The following is a 22,180-nucleotide window of genomic DNA, read 5'->3' on the forward strand; positions in this document are numbered from 1 at the left end:
CGGGGGATCGACAGGGCTCTGCGGCAGCAGGACGATCCGCAGAAAGCCAGTGGGGGCCGGTCGCCTGAGCGCGGCCGGCCCCGCGCGCGTCCGTGGACGCGCACGCGAAGGCAGGGTCCGCACCGGGCGACCGGTGCGGACCTCCAGCCCGCAGGCCCGGAAGCTCCTCCTGGGCGACGGAGGGAACGACGTCGGCCCCCGGTGCCTCGTTGTGCCGGGCATGACGCCCTCCAGCACCGGCGAGGCCACAACGGCCGCCCTCGCCCTCCCGGCAATCCTGCGCAGCGGCCACCGCCGCATCACCCACGTGAGCGCGGAGCTCCTCGACGCGCTCACCCCGTACGTCCGTGCCGGCTCCGAGTCCGAGCGCAGCGCCGTCCTGGCGTCCCTCCTCGCGCTCACCACGGACGTGGACGCGGACGGCCAGGAGACCACCGAACCCCACCTCACGGGAGGAGCGCCCATCGACTGCGCGCTCGTCCCGGCACTCGGCGAGGGCGTGCGGCTGCACCTGCTCGCCGACGGCGGGTTCCTCGCCGCCTTCGTCCACGAAGCGGTCCCCGACCGGTGAGCCCCCGCCACCCGGCTTGGTGCGCCAGCACGTGCCTGGGGTCCTGCCTGATCAGGCAGGACCCCAGGTTGGACCTATTGACCCCAATGGGCCTAACTGGCTCTGACCTGGCCTAACCCTGTATCGGGGGGCCGGTCTTCAGCCGCTGGTTCGGGCGCTCGGGATACCGCTCGCCCTCGTTGTAGATGGCCTCCGCATCCCGGACCGCCGTCAGGATCGCGGCCTCGACGAACGCGCTGAGGCTGACCGGCGGCTCCTCGACCCGCAGGTCGCGCTGCATCCCGACGACGGTGTTCCGCAGCCGCTCCAGCAGCTCCTGGCTCACGTACGCCGGGACCTTGGTCTTGCTGCCTGCGACCTGCTGGCCGCCGAGGAGCTTGCCGAGGATGGCGCTCCCGCCGGCTGCTGCGCCGCCGCTGCCGTTCGCGGCGGCCCCCTTGTTGCCGAACGGCTTGCTCACGCTGCGGCCCCCTTCACGGGCAGGAGGAGACGAGCGAGCTGGTCGTAGTCGCTCGTAGTGGATGCGGTGGGCGCGAAGGCCCGGACGGGCACGCCGTGGTCGGCGCACTCGGCCACCCGCACGTTGCGGCGAGCGGTGGCGACGATCGCCTCGGGGTAGTCCTTGCGCAGTTGCGCGGCGACCTTCCCGGCGTACCGGCTCTTGTCCCAGGACGTCATCACCGCCGCGGCCACCGACAGCTGCGGGTTGGCGTCCTCCTGGACGGCCCGGATCGTCTGGTGCAGCTCCCGCAAGGCCTTCTTGTCGAGCGCGCCGACCCGCAGCGGGACGATGACCTCGTCTGCGGCGATCAGCCCGTTGATCGACAGCTTCCCGAGGGCGGGCGGCGCGTCGATGATCGTGATGTCGACGTCCGCCTTCGACTTGCGGATCGCGGAGCGCAGACTGCCGTCCCGGCCCGCCTTGGGGTCGTACTCGACCGTGCCCAGGTGCGCGCCGCTCGGCACGATGTAGAGGCCCTGGACGGTCGTCTCGTACGTCGCCTCGTCCAGCGGCTGACGGCCGAACAGGACATCGGTCAGCGTGTACCGCTGGGACTCGATGATGCCGTCGTAGCGCGGCAGGAGCCACTCTCCGGACAGGGAGGCTTCCTGCGGGTCGGCATCGATCACCCGGACCGTGTAGCCCATGGCCACCCAGGCGGCCGCCAGTTCCACACTGGTCGTGGTCTTGCCGGCACCGCCCTTCTGGTTGATGCAGACGTATGTCCGGTGCTGGCCGATGAACGCCCGGGGGAGGTTGCCGATCGACGGAGGGACGAAGATCTGGGCGCGTAGCTCGCGGTTGTAGTCGATCCGGTCCAGCGCCGCCTCCAGGGCGGCGTCGTCGTCGAGCAGCTCGATGAACTCGTCCACGCGCCAGTCGCGGACGACGTCCAGCGTGTCCGACCTGGGCGCCAGCGGCCCCAGGGTGATCATGGACATACGTCTCTCCTCATCAAGATCGACCCTCTCCGTCCTTCCCCCTCCGGTGTTTGTGCAGCCCAGACGGTATCCGACCTGTTGGGTCTAACAGGTCCTACCCCCCTCGATCGAGGGACGCCCATCGTGTCCGGGCAGGTCGGCGCCCGCCCCGAGAGCGAGTTCGAGTCGGGCGCTGAGAGCCGCCCAGTCCGTCCCCGTCTCGGCGGGGCCGGCGTCGTCGGGCGCGTCGAACGGATCGCGGCCGACGGCGCGCTTGCCGTACTCGTCCGGGAACAGCCGCTCCAGGAGCCAGGCGAACGCCCGCCAGTCGGGCGGGGCCCGGCGCACCGTGGTCTCCTCGACGGGCACACCGGTGACCGGGTCGCGGAACCTGCGGGTCCGGGACGAAACGACGAAGCCGCCGGCCCCGGCCTGCTGGATGCGCCGGACAGCACGCGCCGCGGCGGTTGCCCGAGCCTGCGCGATCCGCCCGTACAACGTGGCGAACGGCTCCTCCTCGGGACACGGAGCCGCCCCCGCAGCGCGGGCCGCCGCCTCGGCTCTGCCGCGTGCCAGCCACCGGAAGACGGTGGCGCGGTTCACCCCGGCCCCCTGGGCCGCCAGGCCGACGGAGACACCGAGGCCGGTGAGCTCGACCAGGCGCTCCTCGACCTCCGGGGTCAGGAGCAGCGGCCGGTGGGCCGGACGGGGGCGGGACAGACGGCGAGACACAGCGGGGAACCGTAGGGCAGCACGCTGCACAACGTCGCGCCCTCTACGCGCGCGCACGCGTAGAGGAGTCGCATAAGTGCAAGAACCCCGTCGAGAACCTGCTGCTCACCAGCAGTTGGACCCATTAGACCCAACAAGCCCGAGGGGGCGCACTGACCGTTTTCCTAATGCGACAGTTTCGCCAGTTTCGCCTTGTGCAGTCCGGACAGTTTCCGCCCAGGGGCGGGTGGCCGCCCGGCGCCCGAGGCGGCCGACGCGATCGCGCTCACCGTTCCGAGCGCCTGCAAGCCGTCCTCGCACAGGCCGCCGACACTCCGCCCGCCGAACTCCCTGCCCCCGCCCCGTCCTCCTCCGCCTGATACTCCCGATCCCCCGTCACACCCACCCCACCCGCCACGAATTTGTACTCTGCTGCCCTTCCCCGTACTTCCACGCTGTCCCGCACACCCGCTCCGACCTCCTGACCACCTGAGATGAACCCACCCACTTTCTGAGGGACGAGGGGAGTGGGTGGGTTCATGTCTGGGGGGCAGGACGCGCAGGTCGGAGCGGGTGTGCGGGACAGCGCCTGTCGCACCCTGGTTTACAGGTGCGTTTACACCCTGGTCGGCCGCCGGGAGTTGTCCGCCGGCGAACTCCGGAGTTCCCCCCGCCGTCCTCTCCCGGACGGATCTCGCGTGTTCCGCATCCCGCTGTCGGCGGTAGGCGGTACCGTGCTGTGCACGGCCCCTCGCACGGGCCGAAGCCGGCCTCAGCCCATGACTGGGAGCGATCTGAGGCGAAGGTGCCAGGACTGGACGGTCCCAGTGCATCAGTGCGGAGAGCACCACCGAGTTGGTCATCACCAACGCACTTCCGTATGCCCGCGCAGCGCCACGTTCTCCGCGCGTGCATCGGGTCATGGGTAACCGCTGCACGCCACCGAGGAGAGAACTCGTGGTCAAGTCGCACGGCAAGAAGCAGCGCGCGAAGAACCGTTCGCGCCGTACCGGAGCCGCTCACGCATCGGCGGCCGCGAACGCCGTCCACCGGCACGAGCCGCTGCCCGACATGGCGGTCCTCGAGGACCTCCCGCACCGCGCCGGTCGGGAACTCGACGCCGAACTCGCCGCTCGCCTCGTCGCCGCCTGCCGGGGACGCTGCCAGCCCTGTCAGCGGACGCTGGCGAAGAAGCTCCGCACCGAGCAGCGGCCGACCCTCGTCGCGCTCGCCGCGGCGATCTACGCGACGCTGCCGAGCCCCGGGTTCGTCGCCTCGCCCACTACCCGGGCGTGGGCGCCGCTCGCGCGGGCCGGGAAGACGGACCCGGCCGCGGCCGCCGAGGCCCTGGCCTCCGTGGAGGCGATGGACGACGCGTCCGCCTCCGACCTCCTGGAGGACGCCCTCGACCACTGGGCCATGGGCGGGGCCTCCGCCGAGGAGATCGCCGACATGGTCAAGGTCGTCCCCGGCGCCCCTCCGCGCCAGCGGCCAGCCGACCCGATGGACGCCTTCCGCAAGGCCGGGGTGAAGGTGGTCACGCTCGACGACCTCGACCTGGGCGACGTCGACACCTACCACCTGGCCCCGAACTACGGCGTGACGCTGATGAAGACGACCACGCCCGACGACCAGCCGATGCCGATGCTCGTGCTGTACCCGGAGACCGAGGGCGCCGGGATCGAGGACCTGGAGGCCCGCACCGACTGGGAGCACTGGGGCCTGCACGGGATGCCGGACATGGACCCGCGCTGGCGGGTACGTGCCCGGATCGCCGACCGCTCCCTGCGGGGCCTGGTCCACGTCGGCCCGGACGGCGAGGACGACATCGAGCTGTGGCGGGCCGCCGAGACCGTCAGCCTGCCGGAGCACTGGTGGGACCTGCTCGACCGCGTCCAGCACGTCCTGGTCGCCGGGCCCGTGAAGACGCCCGAGGACCCCGGAGCCCTGCAGAGCGCGGGCGACGCGGGCGAGCTCCTGGCCGTCGTCGCCCGCGTGGCGTTCACCTGATGGCCACCCGTACCCGCCGCGAGCGGACCGAGCGCACGTACCTGCCCGGGATCGCGGACGTACGGATCTGTGGCGACGAGGCGACCGTCCAGGCCGTCCTCGACGCCCTGAAACGCACGTTCCGCACCACGACCGCCCGGACGTACGACGGCGGCCAGCGTGCCTACCTCCAGCTCGACATCGACACGGACTGATCCCTCCTCATTTCCGGTCAGAAATGTGGAACTCCCCAGGTCAGGGACCACGGGCCCGGCGCCGTCCTGCGCGCACGCCCCCGCACCACGGGGGCGCTGTCCGCGCCGGGCGGTGCCGGGGGAGCGAAGGCCGGCGGCCCCCGACCCTGGGCCTCACCCAAGGAGACGACTTTGTACTGCGATCCACGCCCTCATGAGGCGCCGCCGCTGATCGAGGCGATAGCCGTGTGGGGGTGGGCCGTCGAGCACGGCGGCATCCCGCTCGACTACGCCGCCGGCATCCTCGCCGACCACGACTGCTACGTGGAGTACTCGGGGGTGCCCGACCCCACCGAGAACGAGCGCCGGACATGGGCCGCCGAGGACCTCGCCAACTGGGAGGACGTCATCGTCCGGATGGACTGGCCCGGCGACGACGCGATCGACGAGGAACGCTGGGACCAGGGCGCCGACTGGAAACTGCGCGAATACCTGCTGCGCTGCCACGGCCTCGACGAGAGCCCCGAGAACACCGAGGAGCTTCTGCTGCGCCACTGCCGGGAGCAGATCGCCGAGTGCGAGCGCCAGCTCGCCGACCAGACCGACACCCGCACCGACGAAGGGAACTGACGTGACGGACACCCACGAGACCGCCGCCGAGACGGACACCACCGGCCTGATAGAGGGCAAGAACATCACCCTGGACGAGCTGGCCGTGGAGCTCGCCGGGATCGAGCTGCGGCTGCGCCAGCTGGCCCGGGCCGCCGAGGTTCCGGCCACGCCGGTGGAGCTCGCGGACGTCATCAACTCGCTGCGCTCCACCGCGTCGACCGTGCGGGAGACCAGCGACCGGATGGGGTTCCTCGCCCGCATCGTCGAGGGCGACGTACCGCTCGCCACCACCTTCCCCAGCGGCGACCCCTGGGGCACAGCTGCGCGGGGGACGGACCGCAAGGACTTCGGCGGCCCGGCGATCGTGCCGACCGTCTGGCAGCTAGTCCGGCTCGCGCAGGACGCCAAGCTCGCGTCCGCCGAGGGCGCCGAGGGGCGGGAAACCACGACGTACCCGGAGGCGATGGCCGGTATCGGCATCGGCTGGGAGTCCAAGGCCGCATCCTCGCGCCGGCGTCGCGAGCGGGACGCCGAGGTGGCGGTCGAGGTCCTGCGGCTGACGTGTGAGAAGTGCGGGGCGGGCGACGGCCAGCAGTGCAAGACGGCCAAGGGCTGGCCCGCCGACAAGGCCCACGTCGGCCGCCAGCGGCAGGCAGAGGCGACGGTGGACGAGCGCCTGGGATACCTCGGGTCGAACCCGGTCGCCGTCCCCGAGGCCCTGTAGACCCGCCGACAGACCCGCTCACGAAACCGCAGACGGGCCCCTGTTAGACCTATTAGCCCCAACAGGTCTAACAGGCCCCGTCCTCGGCCGTGCGCGGGCGTCGGTGTTCTGTGCGTATGCCCTGGTAGCCCGGCCCCAGCCCGCGTCGCCTCGGCGGTCTGCGCGGTGCGGGCACCGCCGCGGTGACGGGCTCCGGGGCGCGGTCGTCCACGGCAATGCCCAGGCTGCGGCGGGCGTCGCCGGTCGCGACCGCCACCACGGCGAGAGCCTGCGCGACGGCGTCGTCCCCAACGCTGCCCAGGGCCTCAACGAGGGTGTCGATCGCATCCAGCGCGTCCTCGGCGGCCGCCGTGCTCCAACCGCCCCGGACAGTGGCGTCGGCAAGGTGACAGGCAGTCTCGGCAGCCTGCTCGGCTCGGTGCTCGACCCCGGGCGCGGCCCGTCTCAACGACTCCATCGACCGTCCCGATGATGCGCCCGCCGATGTTCCTCGGCGGCAACTGTCACACGGCGCCTCTTCTCGACACCTCTACGGAATGAGAGGGGTTTTCCGCCGGGAGGCCCCGCGATCCTTCCCGAGGAGCACCGCCGTGTACGACAACACCGATATCGACCGCGAAGACACTGCACGCGACCAGGCCAACGAACCGTCAGCCTCCAGGCACGCGTCCGGTGTCGCCTCCGGTCCAACGTCGCCCTCCAGCCAGACTGACGAAACCGCAGGTCAGAGCCCGGTCAAGGGGCCTGATCTGGAGCAGGACACCTCTATCCCTGCCCTCGTTCCGACTCCTGCCGCTCCGAGGAAGCTCACTTCGACCGCCCAGACCCGGGGCCTGGTGATGCTGACGCTGTCCCGCGTACGGATCGCCACCGCGCAGCAGATTGCCCTCGTCGTCACCCGCAACGGCCTCGGCATCGGTTACGTGCTGCGCGCCCTGCGCGACCTCCAGGCGCTCGGGCTCGTCGGCCACGGACGGCACGGCCGGGAGAAGGTATGGCACCTGACGGTCACCGGTCAGCGGGCCCTGCAGGAGGGCGGCGACTTCCCGGTCCGCCCCCACGCGGCAACCGGCGAACGAGCCATAGCCGCCGGCCTCGCAGCCCACGGCCTGGCCGTCACCGACGTCATCACCCGCTGGGGCGGCACGCTCGTCGACTGGGAGGTCGAGGTCGACCACACCATCGACAAGGCCCGCAGGGTCGTCTCCGACGCCGTGCTGTTCCGGCCCTCGCGCGGCGCCGAGGCGACGTTCCTTGAAGTCGACCGGTTCACCATGAGCCCGTCCCGCCTCGCGGCGAAGCTGTACACCTACGAGGCGTACTCGAAGGCCACCTACCGAGAGGGCGAGCGCGGGACAATCGGCTCCACGAAACAGCTGTGGCGCCAGCGGTACCCGCACAGCACGCTCTTCCCGGTCGTCCGGCTCGTCCTGGCCGGCGCCGATCCGGAGCTCCTGGAGAAGCGGATCACCGCCTTGGAGAAGCGGGTCCGCGGCATCAAACTGCGAGTCGACGTGGCCGTGCTGCCCGAGCTGCTCAAGCACGGTCCGGCCGAGTGGAAGTGGCGAGCCATCGGCCAGAGCGACGAACAGGCGGCCGCCCGCCGAGCGGCGTGACCGGGCCCGACCGGGGTCGTTGAACGAAACGTTCGTATCTGTGCACACCGGGGCCGCGGAGCATGAAGCTCCGCGGCCCCGCGTGCTGCCGTGGCCGTAACGCCACGCCCGCCTGACCCTGTTGGGCCTATTAGACCCAACAGGCCCAACAGCCTGCGAGCTGGGAGGTCATCAAGACTCAGGCGGCTCCTGCGGCTGCCACCCGGTCGGCGTAGATCCGGTGAGCCTTGCGCCCGGCCGGGCTCGCGCCGTCGGCGGCGAGGCCAGCGCACTGCGCGAGCACGGCTTGGTGGACCGTGAGCGGAGCGGTGACGCGCACCGAGTAGCCCTGCCCCCGACGGATGGTCCGACCGCCGTGCAGCGCGTCACGGATCGTGGTGTCCGCGGTGTTCTGCAGGTACTCGGCGAGCAGGCCGGGGACGTCGATGGTCGCCGTGGGGTCCGGCTCGGGCTCCTGGTCCTGGTCCTCGCCGGTGGCGGCATGACGCGGTGCCGCCGTGACGCCGTCTTCCAGGAGCAGCCCGAGGTCGTCGGGCACATCGCGGGCCCTGGCAGCATCGAGCGCGCGCCGGACGGTCTTGGGCGCGATGCCGTACTGCCGCGCGAGGGCTTTCACGGCGGCGCCCTCGCGGTACGCCTCCACCAGCTCGACGACCTCGCCCTCGTCGAGCGCGGCCGGACGCCCGAGCCGCTTCCCGGCGGCCTCGGCCGCGGCGACGCCCTCCTTGGTGTTCTCCGAGATCATGTCGCGCTGGAACTCCAGCACGGCCGCGAGGACCTGGACGATCATCTTGGTGCCCGGGTCGTCCGAGGCGAGGTCGATGCCGGACAGCAGCCCGGACTCCACCCGCAGGTGCAGGCCGCGCCGGATGAGGACCGGCCGCAGGGCGATGATGTCCGCGACCGACCGGAAGAGGCGGGCGGCGTCGGCGATGCGGATGGTGTCGCCGACGGCGGCCTCGTCGAGCAGCTTCTTGAAGCCCGCGCGGTACAGGGACAGGACGCGGCTGGAGGTCGCCGGGTCCTCGTAGGCCGGGGCGCCGGCGGCGAGCAGCGCCGCCAGGGCGTGCCGCTGCCGGGCGGCGGTCTGTTTGTCCGTCGAGTGCCGCAGGTACAGGCGGTCAGTCATTGACGGGCGGCCTCGTCGTCGCCCAGCTCGGTGAGGGCGAGCATGGCGGCGTGCTGGTCCGGGTTGAGCCCGAGAGGACGATTCTGCCCGTGCTCGACGTCGCGGAGGTAGAGGTTGTGCTGCCCGTCGGCCCACTCGCGCAGCAGGGTCCGGGCGGCGTCGGGGGAGACGTCCAGGGCGGCGGCGACCTCGTTCCAGGTGGCGCCCAGCCCGATCGCCTCACGCACCCGCACCCCGCGGCCGGCCTCGATGTCGCGGCGCATCGACTCGCGCAGGGCGATGACCGCGAGGGCGTCGCCAGCGTCGCCACGCTCGACCTCGTACTTGAAGTCGGCGGGGAGCGCGATGTTCATGAGCCGGTCGTTGTGCTCGGTGTGCTTATCGATCTGCCACGCGAGAGGGGTGGCGACCGGGACGTCGTCAGGGCGGCGGATGGTCAAGGACTTCCAGTGCTGGTGCTCGTGAACGGTCACGGCTCTCCTTGATTCGGTAGGTGGTGCTCGGCTGGTCAGGCTGCGTGCAGGCGGTCAGTCGAGGGTGCCGGCCTCCCACCGGTCGAAGCCCCGCTCGCGGAGGTGCAGCCACTCCTGGCGGGAACCGATGATGCCCTCGGCCCAGTCCATGGCGTTCTCGATGTCGACGTTCTCGTCGTACGGGTGGAACTGCGTGTGGCACTCGACGATGGACTCGCCGGTCTCCTTGATGCCGGTGAGCTCCCATCCTCGGACGTCGATGTCGATCCAGTCCGGGACGAGTTTGAAGCGCGGAAACGGCATGGGTTCCCCACCCCTTCGTCGGCCGGGCCGTGGTGGCTCCGGCGTTCAACGAACAACCTAGGGGGCGAAATAGGGGGGCGCAAGTACGGAATGGAATCCATTGGATCGCCACCCCAGAACGACCGCCTTTCAGCCCGTTTGGCCGATTCGGCGGATTGGATCGGCTACAGGGGGCGTAAACGACCGTTTCCGCCCCCTCGGGTGAACGGATCAACACCCGGGGCGAATGTCAGCTTCAGACTGACAAAGTCATGCCGTCAGCCCTAGGCTGACAACGTGACGACGAATGACACGGCTCCGGCCGACCCGCCGCACCCGTTCACCGAGGCCGGGCTCGCCCGCCTGATGCTCTCCGACGCCTACCGGGAAATCGCCGAGTCCGCGCTCGGCGGGATCTCGCCCGGCTCCGACAGCTATGCCCATCCCGGCGAGTTCGTCGAGCAGGCCCTGCGCGCGGTCCGCAGGGCCGAGGAGGCCCTGCGCTGGGCCGTGGTCTACGAGCGGGAGCGCGGCACGTCCTGGGACGACATCGGCGAGGCGCTCGGGCCCATCACCCGCCAGTCCGCGCACAAGCGGTTCGCCGACCAGGTCGAGCAATGGCGCGCACCGCTCGACGAGCCGGAGACCGTCCGCCTGAACGGCACCCCGGAGGACCCCCGCATCCCCTACCCGGCCAGCAACCCCGAAGAAGCCGCCGAGCTCCTCGACAGCTGGCTGCGCGACCACACCGCCCCGCACGACTCCTGGGCCCGCGACGACCGGCCGGTCAGCGGCCACCTGGAGAGGCACAACACCACCTCCGCACTGATCATCACCAGCAACTACACCGCCCGGCTCCTGAAGGACCAGCTGGTCCCCGACCCGCACAAGCAGGCCGACGCCGCCGACCTGCACGCCGACCTGCTGGAACGCCTGGCCCGCGAGGGCGACGCCCCAGCCGAAACCCCGGACTGGATCGCAAAGGACCGTGCCCGCGCCAAGGCCCTGCGCCAGACCCCCGGCAACGGCGTGACGTGGGAAGCGATGGAAGACCCCGGTCACGGGCGGGACTGACGCCGCCGATTCCACCCCCTCAATTGATTGGACCGCCTGCTCATCCCTCGCGGATCACCTCGGATTGCACGGCGGGCACCCCTTGACCACCCGCCGTGCAAGGGATTGGTCAAGGGGTCACGGCCCTGGAACTGCAGGGCCCGCCAGCGATTCCTGATCACAGCCACAGGTGAAGGGGCCGCACTGCTTGCGGAACCACATGAGGTCAGCCATCGGCAGGTCCTGCATCTGGTCGGCGAGGACCTGGCCCTCGTCGTCGACCCTCGCGAACGGGGCCTCGTACTTGGTGCTGCACCTGGAGCACCGGGCGTCGAAGTAGTACGAGATCTCACCGTGCCGGGCGGTCGGGATCACGGGGTACCGGGTGCCGCCGTCGTGCAGCTGGACGGTGAAGCCTTGAGCGCAATTGCAGGACATGGAGGGGATGCTCCCAGCAGCCTGGGGGTCGCCGGCCCTCACTGTGCGACGCGTAAGGGCGATGCCGAAGGTTGACAGCGCGGCAAAGACCCCGAGAACGCCAGTTGCCCCCATTAGATCTAATGGGGGCAATAGTCGCTGAACTGGCAGTTTCCTGCTAAGGAGCGGGACTTATGGTCGCGATGGCGGGAGAAGTTCGCGGAGCATGACGTCGAAGGTGGGGGAGTCGTCGAAGGGTTTCGACGAGCCGACGCGGGTGTATCCCCACCGTTCGTACAGGGCACGCACCTTCGGGTGGGTGGTGTCGACGGTGAGGGTGACTCTGGTTTCGGTGCGGAGTGCGAGCAGGGCGTCGTGGATCTGCACTGCGGCCCCGGTCTTGCGCCGTTTCTGGGTGACCATCAGTTCGGAGAGGGCGAAGGTGCGCATGCCGTCCTCGCGGGTGGCGGCCTCGCTGAGTCCGGCCACGTCCTTCCACCAGGCGCTGCTGGCGGCCAGGGGGGCGCCGTAGGCGTAGCCGACGGCTTCGGTGCCGTCGTAGCCGATGACGCAGGAGAAGCCGGGGCGGGCGGACCAGTGGTCGACGAACCAGGAGAAGCGTTCGCGGGTGTTGAACTCGCTGGTGCTGTCGGCGTAAGCGTCGTCGTGGATGTCGAGGAGCAGGGTGCGGATGCCGGCGATGCCGTCGGGTCCGTACGGGCGCAGGTCGAGGGTGGGCAACGGCGCTCCCTATCGGTAGGTGTGGTGGGTGTAGCCGCGGGCGGCGGGGCTGTCGCTGGTGGCGGTGAGTTCGGCGGAGAAGTCGTCGAGCATGACGCGCAGCCGGCTGCTGCCCGGCGCGGTGCCGCCCAGCTTTTCGGCGGTGCGGGCGGTGACGACGGCCAGTGCGTCGTCGCCCTGGCGCAGCTGGGCGAAGGCCAGTTCGACGTGGTACAGGGCGCGGTTGCGGGCGAGGGTGTCGGGCAGGCGGGCCAGGGCCTGGTGGGCCCATGCCTCGGCTTCGGCCGGGCGGCCCATGGTGAGCGCGCTTACGCACATCAGGCCGTCGATTTCGCCCTCACCGTAGAAGGTCATCCATTCCGGGCGCCGCTGCTCGGGGGCGTTGTCGAGTGTCGTGCGGGCGCGTTCGAAGGCGCGCATGGCCTGGGTGTGCTCGCCGAGGGCGGCGTGGGCGAGACCGGCGCGGGAGTGGGCGAGACTGGCGCACAGCGGGTCGCGGCGGGCCGCGGTGGTTGCGCGCATCGCCTGGGCGGAGGCGAGGGCGTCGGTGCGCCGGTCCTGCTGGGCGGAGAGCATGCTGCGCAAGTTCCACACGCGGTACTGGACGATTCCGTTGCTGGACAGGCCGGCCAGGGCGGTGGCGCGGTCGAGGTGGGCGGCGGCCTGCTGGGGCCGGCGGCCGTCGATGGCCATCCACGCGGCGGTGCTGGCGGCGTCGGAGGCGACGGCGTAGAGCATGGAGCGCACGCGGGTGGTGGCGGAGTGGCTGTTGACCAGGGTGATGGCGCGCTCCGCGTAGGTGAGCGCGGCGGTCTCCAGCTGGCGGGTGCCGCCCAGGGCGTGGTCGGCGGAGTCGAGCCGGGCGACCTTGGCGTGCAGACGCGCGGCGTCGTTGACGCCCACGGTCCATGGGGCCCCTGACGCTGCGCCGGCCGTTGGGGCGGCGGCAGCGATGACGGTTCCGGTCGCGGCGGTGCAAAAGGTGCGGCGCAGCATGGGGTCCTCCTCCGTGGGTGTGGGGGCCGTCGGGGGCGGGGCGGAGAACCCGAGGTCGGCGGCGGGACAGCCGAACACTGTCTCGAAAGCCAGGCGCAGGCGCATCTGCGGACGGCGGGTTTTTCCGGTCAGCAGGTTGCGGATGTGGCGGTCGGAGACCGTGCCGCGCTTGCCCGTGATGCCCAGCAGGGCATCGTTGAGGGCCTCGGCTAACTCGTGCTGCTTGTAGCCCCGATCGGTCATCCGTGCTCGGAGGCTGGTGTTCTCGCCCACCAACTCACCGTAGCCCCAGTGTGGTTGAGGTCACACGGACCGATGGTCAAAATTTCCGGTCCCGTGCCAGCAGATGACCGGCGGTTTTTCCTGTCGCCGCACGCCGGGGGCTCGTTCACTGAGTATCCGCCGCCCATGGGTGGGAGGTCCCGTCTCCCCTCCTGGCCGCCTCCCTCACCGGGCGGCATCGCAGCGCGGCGGGCCACCGAGGTGGTGATCGACCCCGGCGGTCCGCCGCATCCCTTCTGACTCGGAGAGCTGGGCACATGACCACCACTCCCGCCCGCGCAGCCACGACGGCCGGTCACTACGTCGCCCATATCGACGGCCCCGACAGCACGGTGCCGATCGATGTCGAGCGGATCCGCAGGACCATCGACGACGCGAAGCGCCCGGTCGTGGAGGGCACACCCGTGGACCCCGATGCGAGCGCCCAGACCATGGCGGAGCTGGCCGGACATGTCGCGCTGCTGCTCGGGCCCGCTGAGGCCAGATACCACGCTCTGCACCCGGACGGCGCGCCGTACCACGGGCTGATGGCGAACGACTTCGACGCCCTGCGGCGCCGCCTGGAATACGAGCGGCCCAGCCCGAAGGACTTCCCGCTGAACGCGATGGTGTGGCTGGCCGATCTCGGCCGGAGCTGCCAGACGCTCCTCGACCTCGCCACCTCCGGGCAGCCGGCCGATGAGCAGCGCACCGAGGTGAACGCATGAGCGACGACCACCCGTTACGGGCCGTACTCGCCCTGCTCGCCCTCGGACTGGCCGGGCCGACGGCCGCGCTCCACCAGCAGATCGGCGGCCTCCTCGACGGACCCGCCGATCGCCCGGCACCGGTCGTGACGGCCCCGGACACCGGCACGGACGACGGCTGACGCCCCGTGCCCTGCAGACTCCCGCCCCCTCCCCGGGGCGGGTTACCGCGGAGGACGGGCACCAGGCCCTCCTCCCCGACAACACAGGAGATCTCAATGCCCGACAACACCGCCAGCACCGCCCCCTCGGGCGGGCTTCTGCGCTCGAAGAAGCTGATCGACGCGGCGCGGCGGCAGGACGCCGTGCCGGGCGACGGCGGCGGCACCGGCAAGTCCGACGGCAACGACTGACACCGGAACCGAGGGACGAACACGCGATGACCGCACCGCGCATCGCGGAGCGCCTGGGCGAGGACTTCCTCGCCCAGGCGTTACACCGCGACTACCGCCACCTGCCCGGCGCCGTCGAGGTGGCCGGGCTGCTGACCTGGGACGCGCTCAACCAGATCCTGGCCACCCACCGGCTCCAGCCCCCGCGGCTGCGCCTGACCCGCGACGGCGAGACCCTGTCGGCCCTGGCCACCAGCGCGCCGGAGGTCACCCGGCGCCACGTCGTGTGGCACCGGCTCCACCCCGCCCCCTTGCACGCCCAGCTCGCCGACGGGGCCTCCATGGCCCTGGACAACGCGGACGAACTCCACCGGCCGCTCGGCGAGGTCGCCGAGGAGCTGGAGCGGCTCTTCCGCACCCGATGGCAGGCGAACGTCTACGCCTCCTGGACCGCGACCGAGGGCTTCGGCTGCCACTGGGACACGCACGACGTCGTCGTCCTCCAGCTCGACGGCGCCAAGCGGTGGCGGATCTACGGCCCGACCCGGACGTACCCGTTGCACCGTGACACCGACGCACCGCAGCCGCCGACCGGCGAACCGGTCGCGGACCTCGTGCTGCACCCCGGTGACCTGCTCTATGTGCCGCGCGGCTGGTGGCACAGCGTCAGTGCCGACCAGGGCACCAGGTCGCTGCACGTCACCTACGGCGCCCAGCCCCACACGCCCTCGGACCTGCTGCACTGGGTCTGTGACCGGCTCGTCGCGCACGAGGAGTTCCGCACCGACCTGCCGCTCCTGGCGTCGCCCGAGGAACAGGCGGCGTTCGTGGCCGGGGTGCGCAAGCTGGTGGCCGAGCAGCTGGACGACCCCCGGCTGATCGCCCGGTACGCCGAGCACCAGGACGGGCAGGCCCTGGGCCGGATGGCTCCCAGCCTCCCCTACCTGGACAGCGTCCCGGCCGACCACCGGCTGCGGGTGCGGATGACGACGGCCCGCGCCGTGCTCACCCTCGACGAGGACGCGGCGCATCTGGCAGCAGCGGGCAGCGTCTACGAGTTCGCTCCGGCCGCCGGTCCCGCTCTCCAGGCGCTCGCCGGGGGTGGCGAGCACACGCTGGGGGAGCTCGCGGACGCCGCGGGCGTCGGCGTGGACGACATCGCCGCCCTGGTCCGTGAGCTGGTCGAGGGCCAGGCCGTCGCCATCACCGGGACGGCCCGGTGAGCCCCGCTCTGGGCCTGGGGACGTACAGGGTGCGCGCCGTGAGGGATGCGGCGCGCACCGCCTGCTCCCAGGGCGCGGCGTGGGTGGACACCGCCCCCAACTACGGCCGGGGCCGCGCCCAAGTGGAGCTCGGCCCGGTCCTCGGCGAGTTCCCCGCGGTGAAGGTCTCCACGAAGACCGGGTTCTTCACGCCGGAACAGGCGCAGGCGGCGGTGACGGCCGGCGTGCTGCCCCAGGGCCAGGCTGCGGCCGGGTACAGCCTGGCGCCGGGGTTCGTCCGGTGGCAGGTCAAACGGTCGGTCCGTCAACTCGGCCGGACGCCGGATGTGGTGTACGTGCACAACCCCGAGCGGGCCGCCCCGCACGTGCCCCACATCCACGCCCGGCTGCGGGACGCCTTCGTCGTCCTGGAGGAGCTGGCCGACGCGGGCCACATCGGCGGCTACGGCGTCGCCACCTGGGACGGCCTCAAGCACGGCGTACTCACGGTCCCCGGGCTGGTGCGGCTCGCCGAGCAGGCCGCCGGCTCCGACCGGCACGGCCTCGTCGCGCTCCAGCAGCCGGTCAACCTCGTGGACGACATGGTGATCCGGCAGGCCCTCGACGGGAAGGGCCCGCTCGCCGAGGCCCACGACCACGGGCTGATGACAGTCGGGGCGGCTCCACTGCGCGGCGGTGAGCTCCTCGACATGGCGACGGACGAACTCGCCGAGTTCGTCCGCCCCGGACTCTCGCCGGCCGCGGCCTGCCTGCTGGTCGCCGCGTCAACTCCGAGCCTCGATGTCGTCCTCGTCTCCGCCAGCAGCCCCGCGCACTGGGCCGGAGCGCGGGACACCCTCGCCCTACCGTTGGGGGCCAAGCGACTCAGGGAGATCACCGATGTACTCGCCGCCCCCTGACCCCGACACCGCACACCGCATGCGCGCCCACCACGACCGTGCCGCCCGCGCCCTCGGCGTCCGCCTCGACGACGGCACCGAGTTCTGGGGATGGGCCGGGCGCACCCTCGGCCGCGGAGGCACTGCCACGGACGGGCGCCGCGTGTGGCTGCGCCTGCTCACCGCCCCGGAGGCCAAGGCCACCGGCAAGTTGTGGGAGGGCAACCGGACTGCGGAGAAGGCGTTCGGCGCCCTTGGGGGGCGTCGGCCCGAACTCCTCGCCGTCCAGGACGCCAGGGAGGCCGGGGTCGTGTACCGGGCCGAGCTCAGCGCCCACCTCGATATGCCCGTCATCTCCTCCGATCCTGTCCTGCGCAGCCCCGCTAGCCTGTCGCCCGGGTGGTGGGGGAGCCTGCACACCGCGCTCCGCACGGTCACCGACGCCACCACCGACCGGATCGCAGTCCGGCGCGAGTACCTCGAACGGGCCCTGCCCCAATTCGTCGAGGTCCCCGCCCCGGAGACCATCGACTGGGTCGTCGTCCACGGGGATCTGCACTGGGCGAACCTCACCGGTCCCAGCCTGCGCATCCTCGACTGGGAGGGCTGGGGCCTCGGGCCTCGGGGGTACGACGAATCGACGTTGCTCGCCTACAGCCTGCTGCAGCCCGACATCGCGAACCGCGTCCGAGAGTGCTTCCCCCAGCTCGGCAGCCCGGCCACGTGGGCAGGCGAAGCGACCATCGTCGCCGAGCTCCTACAAACAGTGTCCCGTGGCGACAACCAGGAACTGGCCGGGCCTCTGCGCATGTGGGCCGAGCGGTTGCGCAGCCGCGCCCGGGTCTGCAGCACGCCGCATCAGACCTGTTAGACCCAACGCCCCCAATATTCCCGGGCAGCCCGGCACCCGGTCTCCCCGGGAGACGGTTCGCTCGCTGCCGAACGCCTTCTCCACACCGGCGGACAACCTGGTGACACCGCCAGGCGGCCACACATCCCGCCGGGGTGGCTTCCTCCCCCTTCCTCCTACCTTGAGTTGGAGACGAAGAGGCCACCCACCGCCCGACCTTCAACGCGCTGACCTGCGCCGTGTCCGGAACGTCCGCCGAGTTTGGTCGAGCACCGCCTTCTGGACCTCCTGCACGACCTTGGCGGCGGACCACGGGGACCAGGCCCCGGTGCTCCCCGGCGCGTACGGGCGTGCGCCACGACGATGCGGTTTCGCGCCGGGGAGTATCGGGGGGAGCGGGGTCGCGGGGCCGGCGAAGGCCCCGCGTACCACCGGTCTCAGCCCTGGTTCTTGACCGTCGCCTGCGGCCTGACAAAGAAGGGGCGCGCGGGTTATCTGGCCAGACTGACCGGCAGACGAGGGCGCCCCCTCCACGACGTACGTGGAGGGGGCGCCGAAGTCGCTGTTGCGGGGGCTACAGGCCGAGTCCTCCGCCGCGCGACGGGCCGCTGTAGCGGTCGGGGTCGTACGCGGCGGCGCTGCGCTCGGCCGCTTCCCGGGCGGCTTGCTGCTGGGCACGGTGCTCTGCGGCGGCCCGGCGGGCGGCGGCGGTGCGCTCCTTGATCTCCTCGGCCATCTGCTCGGGGCTGAGGCCGGCGCGGAGGGTGGCCTCCTCGCGCAGCCCGGCCGCCTTGTTCGTCTCCTTGTCCTGGGTGCGGCGGTGGGCCTGCGCGGTCTTGGTCAGATAGGCGTGCTGGTCGACGTCGGCACGCTCCAGCCTGACGAGCCGGGCGGGCAGCGCGGCTTGCTGCTCCTTGAGGTGCTCGCCGAGGCGGTGCACGTTGATGGGGGCGTTACCGCTGAGTTCCCGGAGGGCGTCGCGGGCCTGCGTGCGCAGGGTGTTCGCGTCGCCGCGCAGCTTGTTCATCTGCTCGCGCAGGACCGCGATCTCCTCGGTCCGCTCGGTGATCTGGTCGCGCAGGGTGTCGGCCTCCTTCTCCAGGCGGCCGCGCTGGAAGGTCACCGCGCTGCGCTTGAGCTTGGCCTGGGCTCGTTTGCTGCTCTCCTGCCCGATCTCCTCGCGGTTGGTCGCGTACATCGCGCTGATCCGCTTGTCGATCCGCGCCGCCTCCTGGTCGGCCTTGTCGGCGCGGCGCAGCTGGTCGGCAGCCAGCTCGGCCTTGCCGACCAGGTCGCCGTACTGGATGCGGGCGGGTGACTCGTCGGTGCCCAGAACCGCGGCGAGGTCGGCGGCGCGCTGCTCGAAGCGGCTCGCCTTGGCGGCCGCGTCCTGGGCCTTCTCGTCCGCGGCCTCGGCGTACCGCTCCAGGTTGGCCGTGGCGACGTGCCCGTGGGGGCGCTCCGTCCACGGGGTGACCGGCTCCGCCTCGGGCTCGGGTGCCTGCTCGGGGCGGGAGGCGTAGCCGATGGCGAGCAGTTCGTTGACGCGGGCGTGGGTGTCCGGCGGGGTGGTGTGGTGGCCCTCGCTCCCGTCGGCGACGGCCGGGGTGGGCGCGGCGCCGTCGGTGCGCTGCTGCTCGGCCTGCTCCTGAGCCTCGCGGTGGGCCTGGAGCTGCGGCGGGATGATGCGGGCCTCCCCGGCCGGGAACGCCCGAGTCGAGCGCCGTACGGCCTCCTGCTCGGGGGTCTCCGCGCCGAAGTGCTCGGCTCGGGCGTGGGCGAGTTCGTCGGTGACCATGACGTCGTCGCCGTCGCGTTCCAGCAGCCGGCCGTACGCCGCGACCGCGCGGTCCAGGCGTTCGCGTTCGGTGCGCGGGGTGCCGAGGCGGGCGCGGGTGGGGTGGTCCTCGAGGTCGTGCAGCGGCAGGAACAGGTGGGACTCGATGCGGGCGCGGGAGAGCGCGGGGTAGAGGGAGTGGGCGTCGGCGTGCAGGCCGTAGGCGAGCGCCATGTCCGCGGTAAGTCCCTGCGCGGAGCCGATGGTCATGGCGTAGCCGTGGGACAGGCGGCCCTCGGCGATGTCGCCGGGGGACATCCATGCGGACTGCAGGACGGGGCCGTCGGGGGTGGGGCGGCGCCATTCGACGAGCACGCCCTGGTCCTGGCGGACGTCGAGCACGATGCCGCGGTAGCCGTTGAGGACGTCGACGGCGTTCGGGTCGCGGCGGGAGCGGTAGTCGTTGCGGCGGATGTGCACGAGGTCGCCGGGCGCGAAGTGGATGCGGGCACCGCCGGTGACGGCGAAGGGGCGGCCCTGGGCGAGTTCGCCGGAGGCGACCAGGGCGGCGCGGGCGCCGGCGTTGAGGGTGGCGACGTCCGCGCGGCGGGCGGCGAGCAGCAGCAGATTGGCGACCTGGCCGTGCGGGTCGCCCTGCCACCAGGTGCGGGCCTGCGTCCAGGCGTCGAGCATCGCGGTGAGGGCCTCGGTGGAGGTCTGGGCGGCGTGGACGTGGCCGTGCTCGGCGAGCTGGGAGAGCGCGCTCGTACGGGCGCCGTCGCGCCAGGTCTGCAGCGCCGCGCGCTCGACGACGTCGCGCTGGCGCCGGTTCTCGGTAAGGACCAGGCCGTCGACCAGTTCGTGGATGCGGGCGAAACCGCCGCCGATACCAACGGCCCTCAACTGCATCGGGTCGCCGACCCCGGCCACCTTCGTGCCGGTTTCCGCGGCGTGCCGCAGCAGCACGGCGAGCGCACGGTCGTCGACCATGGCGGCCTCGTCGATGACGAAGGCGCCGACACCGTGCAGGCCCTTGCCGCCGCTGATCTCGCGCGTCCACGCGGCAATCGTCTGGCTCTCGATGCCCGCCTCCGCAGCCAAATTGGCGGCGGCCACAGCGGCCGTGGACGCGCCGACCACGCGCAGGCCGGCGGCCTCCCACCCGGTGCGCGCCGCGTTCATCAACGTGGTCTTGCCCGCACCCGCGACACCGATGACGGCGTCCGCGCCGTGCCCGGCAGTCAGCAGGCGCATCACGACCGCGCGCTGTTCGCTGCTGAAGGCGAACCCCTGGGCCGCCTCCGACGTCGACACCGCGAGTTCGGCGGCCGCCGTGGTGAGCTGCGCGAGGCCTGCGTCCAGGCCGGCCGTGGCGCAGTCGATGATGGTCTGCTCCGCCTCCACCACGGAGGTGTGGGTGTACCGCTGGCGGTTGCTCTGGTGGTGCCGGTCGGAGTCCGCCAGGCGTACGGCGTGGCCGTCCTCAGCGAGCACCGCGTCGGTCAGTTCCACCAGCTGCTCGCGGCTCGTCAGGTACGGCACCGCAGCCGCGGCGGCCGCCAGGACGTGCGTACGGGAGACCGCCTTTTTCGACGCGGTCAGCCCGTGCTCGGCGTCCCAAATCTGTACGGCGATCTCGTGGGGCGAGGGCATGCGCGGGCCTCCGCCGGAGGCGACCGACAGCGCCGGTCCGTCGTCCGGTCCGGGCAGCGCCGCCGACACCATCGCGTCCACGGCGGCCTCGCCGCCGAGCACCGCGGCGGCACGCGTGCGCCAGTTTTCCCGGGGCGCCGCCTCGTCCTCGTTCTTCGCCTCCGCCGTGGCACGCGCGGCGGCTTTCTGCTGGTCGCGGGAGGCGCCCTCACCGACGTGCTCGATGATCTGCTGGTGCCGCTGGGAGAAGGCGGTGCGCACCTCGTCGTGGATGCCGACGAGCTCCCACGCGCCGGTCTCCGTCGACCGCTCGAACCGCGCGCCGTGCTTGTCGATCAGGCGGGCGCGCAGCCGCGCCTCGGCGATTTCGTTGATGACACGGGCGTGCCGGTGCAGGTCCTCCGCGCCGGCCGCGATCGTCCGCCACTTGCCGTCCGCGCAGCGCGCCATGTGCGCGATGTTCACGTGGACGTGCAGGTGCGGGTCAGCGACCGCGCCCTTCACCGGACGCGCGGACCGGTGCAGTGTCGTCCAGCCCAACAGGCCCGAGGTGGATATCCGCTCGGCGCGCTGGCCGTCGCCGTGGTGACCGGCCATGCCGTACGCCGTCCACTCCTCCAACGACTCGACGGCCTCGCCCACCGACGCCATCCACGCCGCCTCGACCGCCTCCGACAGCTCCTCGTTCGCGAGCGCGTACGCCGCGCTGATCGACTTCGGCAGATCGAGGACGATGTCCACGCCGCGCAGACCGACATCGACATGGTGGTGCTGCCAACGCCGCGCCTTCTCAACGACGCCCGCGCCGTACAGCGCGTCGGCGTCAAGGCCGGCGGCGGACGCCAGGCGCTCGACGTCCGCGACGGGCAGCAGGTGCTGCTCGCCGTCGCGCACGATGCCTCGCTCGGCACGCGCGAACCGCTTCGCCAACCTGTCGTTGCCGAGGTACTCGGCGGCGGATTTCCCGTCCGCGGCCGCCACCTCGTTGACGGCGTCGACGAGCACGCGGGCGGTGAGTTTTCCGCGCGGGTCGAGCGCCTTCTTGCGCTTCACCAGCTGCTCGCCGGTGCGCCAGTCCCGGCCGTCCATCAGCGCACGCGCGGCGTCCGGATCGACCGTTCCACCGGCGACGAGACCGAGCTCCGCCAGGCCGCTGCCGATCCACCGCAGATCGCGCTCGGCGGCGAGCCGGTACTCGACCTGTGCGTCGGCCGCCACGTCGCAGCCGCAGCCCTCGGCGAGCCGGTACTCCACCTGCTCGGGGGCGTAGATGCCCGTCGCCCAACCCACCGACACCCACCCCCCTTTACCCCTTTTGTCCGACCGGCGGACCATGATCATGTATCGGAGATACCTGGAGTGCTATAGCACTTGTAGGTAGACAGACGGATCAAGGACTCGTGGGGTTCCCGATTGTCCTGTGACGGTGAAGACTGCGGATTGAAGCTTCACTTTGCGGGGGATCTTGCGGGTTGAAGAGTTACCTTGCGGCGATGGGTGGGGTTAGCT

At 71.8% G+C, this 22,180-nt stretch carries 24 protein-coding genes; 13 read left to right on the forward strand and 11 right to left on the reverse strand.

Features of this window, described 5'->3' with window-relative positions; all coding sequences use genetic code 11:
- Positions 1 to 220 precede the first annotated feature (220 nt).
- Positions 221 to 571, forward strand: coding sequence for a hypothetical protein (locus ACH427_RS16815; protein ID WP_398870226.1), 351 nt, complete (start codon positions 221 to 223; stop codon positions 569 to 571).
- 112 nt (positions 572 to 683) lie between these two features.
- On the opposite strand, the gene ACH427_RS16820 is transcribed toward ACH427_RS16815, so the two are convergent.
- From ACH427_RS16820 to ACH427_RS16830, 3 genes are all read right to left on the reverse strand, one after another.
- The gene (locus tag ACH427_RS16820; protein WP_398870227.1) at positions 684 to 1,031 is read right to left on the reverse strand and encodes a hypothetical protein; all 348 of its coding nucleotides are present in this window, start codon (positions 1,029 to 1,031) and stop codon (positions 684 to 686) included.
- Entirely contained in the window at positions 1,028 to 2,014 is a 987-nt protein-coding gene (locus ACH427_RS16825; protein WP_398870228.1) for a ParA family protein, read from the reverse strand. The genes ACH427_RS16820 and ACH427_RS16825 overlap by 4 nt, the downstream gene beginning before the upstream one ends.
- A gap of 84 nt (positions 2,015 to 2,098) precedes the next feature.
- Complete coding sequence (locus ACH427_RS16830; protein WP_398870229.1) at positions 2,099 to 2,725, reverse strand: hypothetical protein; 627 nt, start codon at positions 2,723 to 2,725, stop codon at positions 2,099 to 2,101.
- Positions 2,726 to 3,661: 936 nt separating this feature from the next.
- Between ACH427_RS16830 and ACH427_RS16835 the strand changes: the two genes are divergently transcribed.
- From ACH427_RS16835 to ACH427_RS16850, 4 genes are all read left to right on the forward strand, one after another.
- A complete protein-coding gene (locus ACH427_RS16835) occupies positions 3,662 to 4,714 on the forward strand; it encodes a hypothetical protein (protein WP_398870230.1) in 1,053 nt (350 codons plus the stop codon).
- On the forward strand, positions 4,714 to 4,908 hold the full coding sequence (locus tag ACH427_RS16840; RefSeq protein ID WP_398870232.1) for a hypothetical protein: 195 nt from the start codon (positions 4,714 to 4,716) through the stop codon (positions 4,906 to 4,908). The genes ACH427_RS16835 and ACH427_RS16840 overlap by 1 nt, the downstream gene beginning before the upstream one ends.
- A 171-nt stretch (positions 4,909 to 5,079) precedes the next feature.
- Positions 5,080 to 5,517 (forward strand): hypothetical protein, encoded by a 438-nt coding sequence (locus tag ACH427_RS16845; protein WP_398870233.1) that lies wholly within the window; start codon positions 5,080 to 5,082, stop codon positions 5,515 to 5,517.
- Position 5,518: 1 nt separating this feature from the next.
- Complete coding sequence (locus ACH427_RS16850; protein ID WP_398870234.1) at positions 5,519 to 6,223, forward strand: hypothetical protein; 705 nt, start codon at positions 5,519 to 5,521, stop codon at positions 6,221 to 6,223.
- Between the two features lie 67 nt (positions 6,224 to 6,290).
- Here the strand turns inward: ACH427_RS16850 and ACH427_RS16855 are convergent, their stop codons facing one another.
- Entirely contained in the window at positions 6,291 to 6,680 is a 390-nt protein-coding gene (locus ACH427_RS16855; protein ID WP_398870235.1) for a hypothetical protein, read from the reverse strand.
- Between the two features lie 382 nt (positions 6,681 to 7,062).
- On the opposite strand from ACH427_RS16855, the gene ACH427_RS16860 reads away from it, so the two are divergent.
- Positions 7,063 to 7,839, forward strand: coding sequence for a replication-relaxation family protein (locus ACH427_RS16860; RefSeq protein WP_398870236.1), 777 nt, complete (start codon positions 7,063 to 7,065; stop codon positions 7,837 to 7,839).
- A 178-nt stretch (positions 7,840 to 8,017) separates the two neighbouring features.
- On the opposite strand, the gene ACH427_RS16865 is transcribed toward ACH427_RS16860, so the two are convergent.
- The 3 genes from ACH427_RS16865 to ACH427_RS16875 are packed head-to-tail and all read right to left on the reverse strand — an operon-like array spanning position 8,018 to position 9,744.
- A complete protein-coding gene (locus tag ACH427_RS16865) occupies positions 8,018 to 8,968 on the reverse strand; it encodes a recombinase family protein (protein ID WP_398870237.1) in 951 nt (316 codons plus the stop codon).
- The gene (locus ACH427_RS16870; RefSeq protein WP_398870238.1) at positions 8,965 to 9,441 is read right to left on the reverse strand and encodes a hypothetical protein; all 477 of its coding nucleotides are present in this window, start codon (positions 9,439 to 9,441) and stop codon (positions 8,965 to 8,967) included. Before ACH427_RS16870 ends, ACH427_RS16865 begins: the two co-directional genes overlap by 4 nt.
- A 54-nt stretch (positions 9,442 to 9,495) precedes the next feature.
- Positions 9,496 to 9,744, reverse strand: coding sequence for a hypothetical protein (locus ACH427_RS16875; protein ID WP_398870239.1), 249 nt, complete (start codon positions 9,742 to 9,744; stop codon positions 9,496 to 9,498).
- Positions 9,745 to 10,020: 276 nt separating this feature from the next.
- Here ACH427_RS16875 and ACH427_RS16880 point away from each other — a divergent pair, with 276 nt between their 5' ends.
- Positions 10,021 to 10,797: a hypothetical protein gene (locus ACH427_RS16880; protein ID WP_398870240.1), complete on the forward strand. Its 777-nt coding sequence runs from the start codon at positions 10,021 to 10,023 to the stop codon at positions 10,795 to 10,797.
- Between the two features lie 117 nt (positions 10,798 to 10,914).
- Here ACH427_RS16880 and ACH427_RS16885 read toward each other — a convergent pair whose 3' ends face one another.
- The 3 genes from ACH427_RS16885 to ACH427_RS16895 all read right to left on the reverse strand — a co-directional run bounded on the left by ACH427_RS16885 (position 10,915) and on the right by ACH427_RS16895 (position 13,203).
- Positions 10,915 to 11,214, reverse strand: coding sequence for a hypothetical protein (locus tag ACH427_RS16885; RefSeq protein ID WP_398870241.1), 300 nt, complete (start codon positions 11,212 to 11,214; stop codon positions 10,915 to 10,917).
- Between the two features lie 171 nt (positions 11,215 to 11,385).
- Positions 11,386 to 11,934, reverse strand: a complete 549-nt coding sequence (locus tag ACH427_RS16890) for a GNAT family N-acetyltransferase (protein WP_398870242.1) — start codon at positions 11,932 to 11,934, stop codon at positions 11,386 to 11,388.
- 9 nt (positions 11,935 to 11,943) lie between these two features.
- On the reverse strand, positions 11,944 to 13,203 hold the full coding sequence (locus ACH427_RS16895) for a hypothetical protein (protein WP_398870243.1): 1,260 nt from the start codon (positions 13,201 to 13,203) through the stop codon (positions 11,944 to 11,946).
- Positions 13,204 to 13,469: 266 nt separating this feature from the next.
- Between ACH427_RS16895 and ACH427_RS16900 the strand changes: the two genes are divergently transcribed.
- From ACH427_RS16900 to ACH427_RS16925, 6 genes are all read left to right on the forward strand, one after another.
- On the forward strand, positions 13,470 to 13,919 hold the full coding sequence (locus ACH427_RS16900) for a DUF6415 family natural product biosynthesis protein (RefSeq protein ID WP_398870244.1): 450 nt from the start codon (positions 13,470 to 13,472) through the stop codon (positions 13,917 to 13,919).
- Positions 13,916 to 14,080: a hypothetical protein gene (locus ACH427_RS16905; protein ID WP_398870245.1), complete on the forward strand. Its 165-nt coding sequence runs from the start codon at positions 13,916 to 13,918 to the stop codon at positions 14,078 to 14,080. Before ACH427_RS16900 ends, ACH427_RS16905 begins: the two co-directional genes overlap by 4 nt.
- A gap of 96 nt (positions 14,081 to 14,176) precedes the next feature.
- Positions 14,177 to 14,311 (forward strand): hypothetical protein, encoded by a 135-nt coding sequence (locus tag ACH427_RS16910; RefSeq protein WP_398870246.1) that lies wholly within the window; start codon positions 14,177 to 14,179, stop codon positions 14,309 to 14,311.
- A 26-nt stretch (positions 14,312 to 14,337) separates the two neighbouring features.
- Positions 14,338 to 15,513, forward strand: a complete 1,176-nt coding sequence (locus tag ACH427_RS16915; protein WP_398870247.1) for a cupin domain-containing protein — start codon at positions 14,338 to 14,340, stop codon at positions 15,511 to 15,513.
- A gap of 38 nt (positions 15,514 to 15,551) precedes the next feature.
- Positions 15,552 to 16,412: an aldo/keto reductase gene (locus ACH427_RS16920; protein WP_398870248.1), complete on the forward strand. Its 861-nt coding sequence runs from the start codon at positions 15,552 to 15,554 to the stop codon at positions 16,410 to 16,412.
- Positions 16,393 to 17,262: a phosphotransferase gene (locus tag ACH427_RS16925; RefSeq protein WP_398870249.1), complete on the forward strand. Its 870-nt coding sequence runs from the start codon at positions 16,393 to 16,395 to the stop codon at positions 17,260 to 17,262. The genes ACH427_RS16920 and ACH427_RS16925 overlap by 20 nt, the downstream gene beginning before the upstream one ends.
- A gap of 553 nt (positions 17,263 to 17,815) precedes the next feature.
- Here ACH427_RS16925 and mobF read toward each other — a convergent pair.
- Positions 17,816 to 21,967, reverse strand: a complete 4,152-nt coding sequence (mobF, locus tag ACH427_RS16930) for a MobF family relaxase (protein WP_398870250.1) — start codon at positions 21,965 to 21,967, stop codon at positions 17,816 to 17,818.
- Between the last annotated feature and the right edge of the window lie 213 nt (positions 21,968 to 22,180).

Origin of the sequence: Streptomyces sp. NPDC020379 (genome assembly GCF_044387105.1) — a bacterium.
In the GTDB taxonomy this organism is placed as follows: domain Bacteria; phylum Actinomycetota; class Actinomycetes; order Streptomycetales; family Streptomycetaceae; genus Streptomyces.

Coding starts and splice junctions, on each gene's coding strand:
- ACH427_RS16885 (WP_398870241.1), bottom strand. CDS start 11,214: ATGTCCTGCAATTGCGCTCAAGGCTTCACCGTCCAGCTGCACGACGGC.
- ACH427_RS16875 (WP_398870239.1), bottom strand. CDS start 9,744: ATGCCGTTTCCGCGCTTCAAACTCGTCCCGGACTGGATCGACATCGAC.
- ACH427_RS16905 (WP_398870245.1), top strand. CDS start 13,916: ATGAGCGACGACCACCCGTTACGGGCCGTACTCGCCCTGCTCGCCCTC.
- ACH427_RS16865 (WP_398870237.1), bottom strand. CDS start 8,968: ATGACTGACCGCCTGTACCTGCGGCACTCGACGGACAAACAGACCGCC.
- ACH427_RS16915 (WP_398870247.1), top strand. CDS start 14,338: ATGACCGCACCGCGCATCGCGGAGCGCCTGGGCGAGGACTTCCTCGCC.
- ACH427_RS16855 (WP_398870235.1), bottom strand. CDS start 6,680: ATGGAGTCGTTGAGACGGGCCGCGCCCGGGGTCGAGCACCGAGCCGAG.
- ACH427_RS16900 (WP_398870244.1), top strand. CDS start 13,470: ATGACCACCACTCCCGCCCGCGCAGCCACGACGGCCGGTCACTACGTC.
- ACH427_RS16860 (WP_398870236.1), top strand. CDS start 7,063: ATGCTGACGCTGTCCCGCGTACGGATCGCCACCGCGCAGCAGATTGCC.
- ACH427_RS16840 (WP_398870232.1), top strand. CDS start 4,714: ATGGCCACCCGTACCCGCCGCGAGCGGACCGAGCGCACGTACCTGCCC.
- ACH427_RS16825 (WP_398870228.1), bottom strand. CDS start 2,014: ATGTCCATGATCACCCTGGGGCCGCTGGCGCCCAGGTCGGACACGCTG.
- ACH427_RS16925 (WP_398870249.1), top strand. CDS start 16,393: ATGTACTCGCCGCCCCCTGACCCCGACACCGCACACCGCATGCGCGCC.
- ACH427_RS16910 (WP_398870246.1), top strand. CDS start 14,177: ATGCCCGACAACACCGCCAGCACCGCCCCCTCGGGCGGGCTTCTGCGC.
- ACH427_RS16815 (WP_398870226.1), top strand. CDS start 221: ATGACGCCCTCCAGCACCGGCGAGGCCACAACGGCCGCCCTCGCCCTC.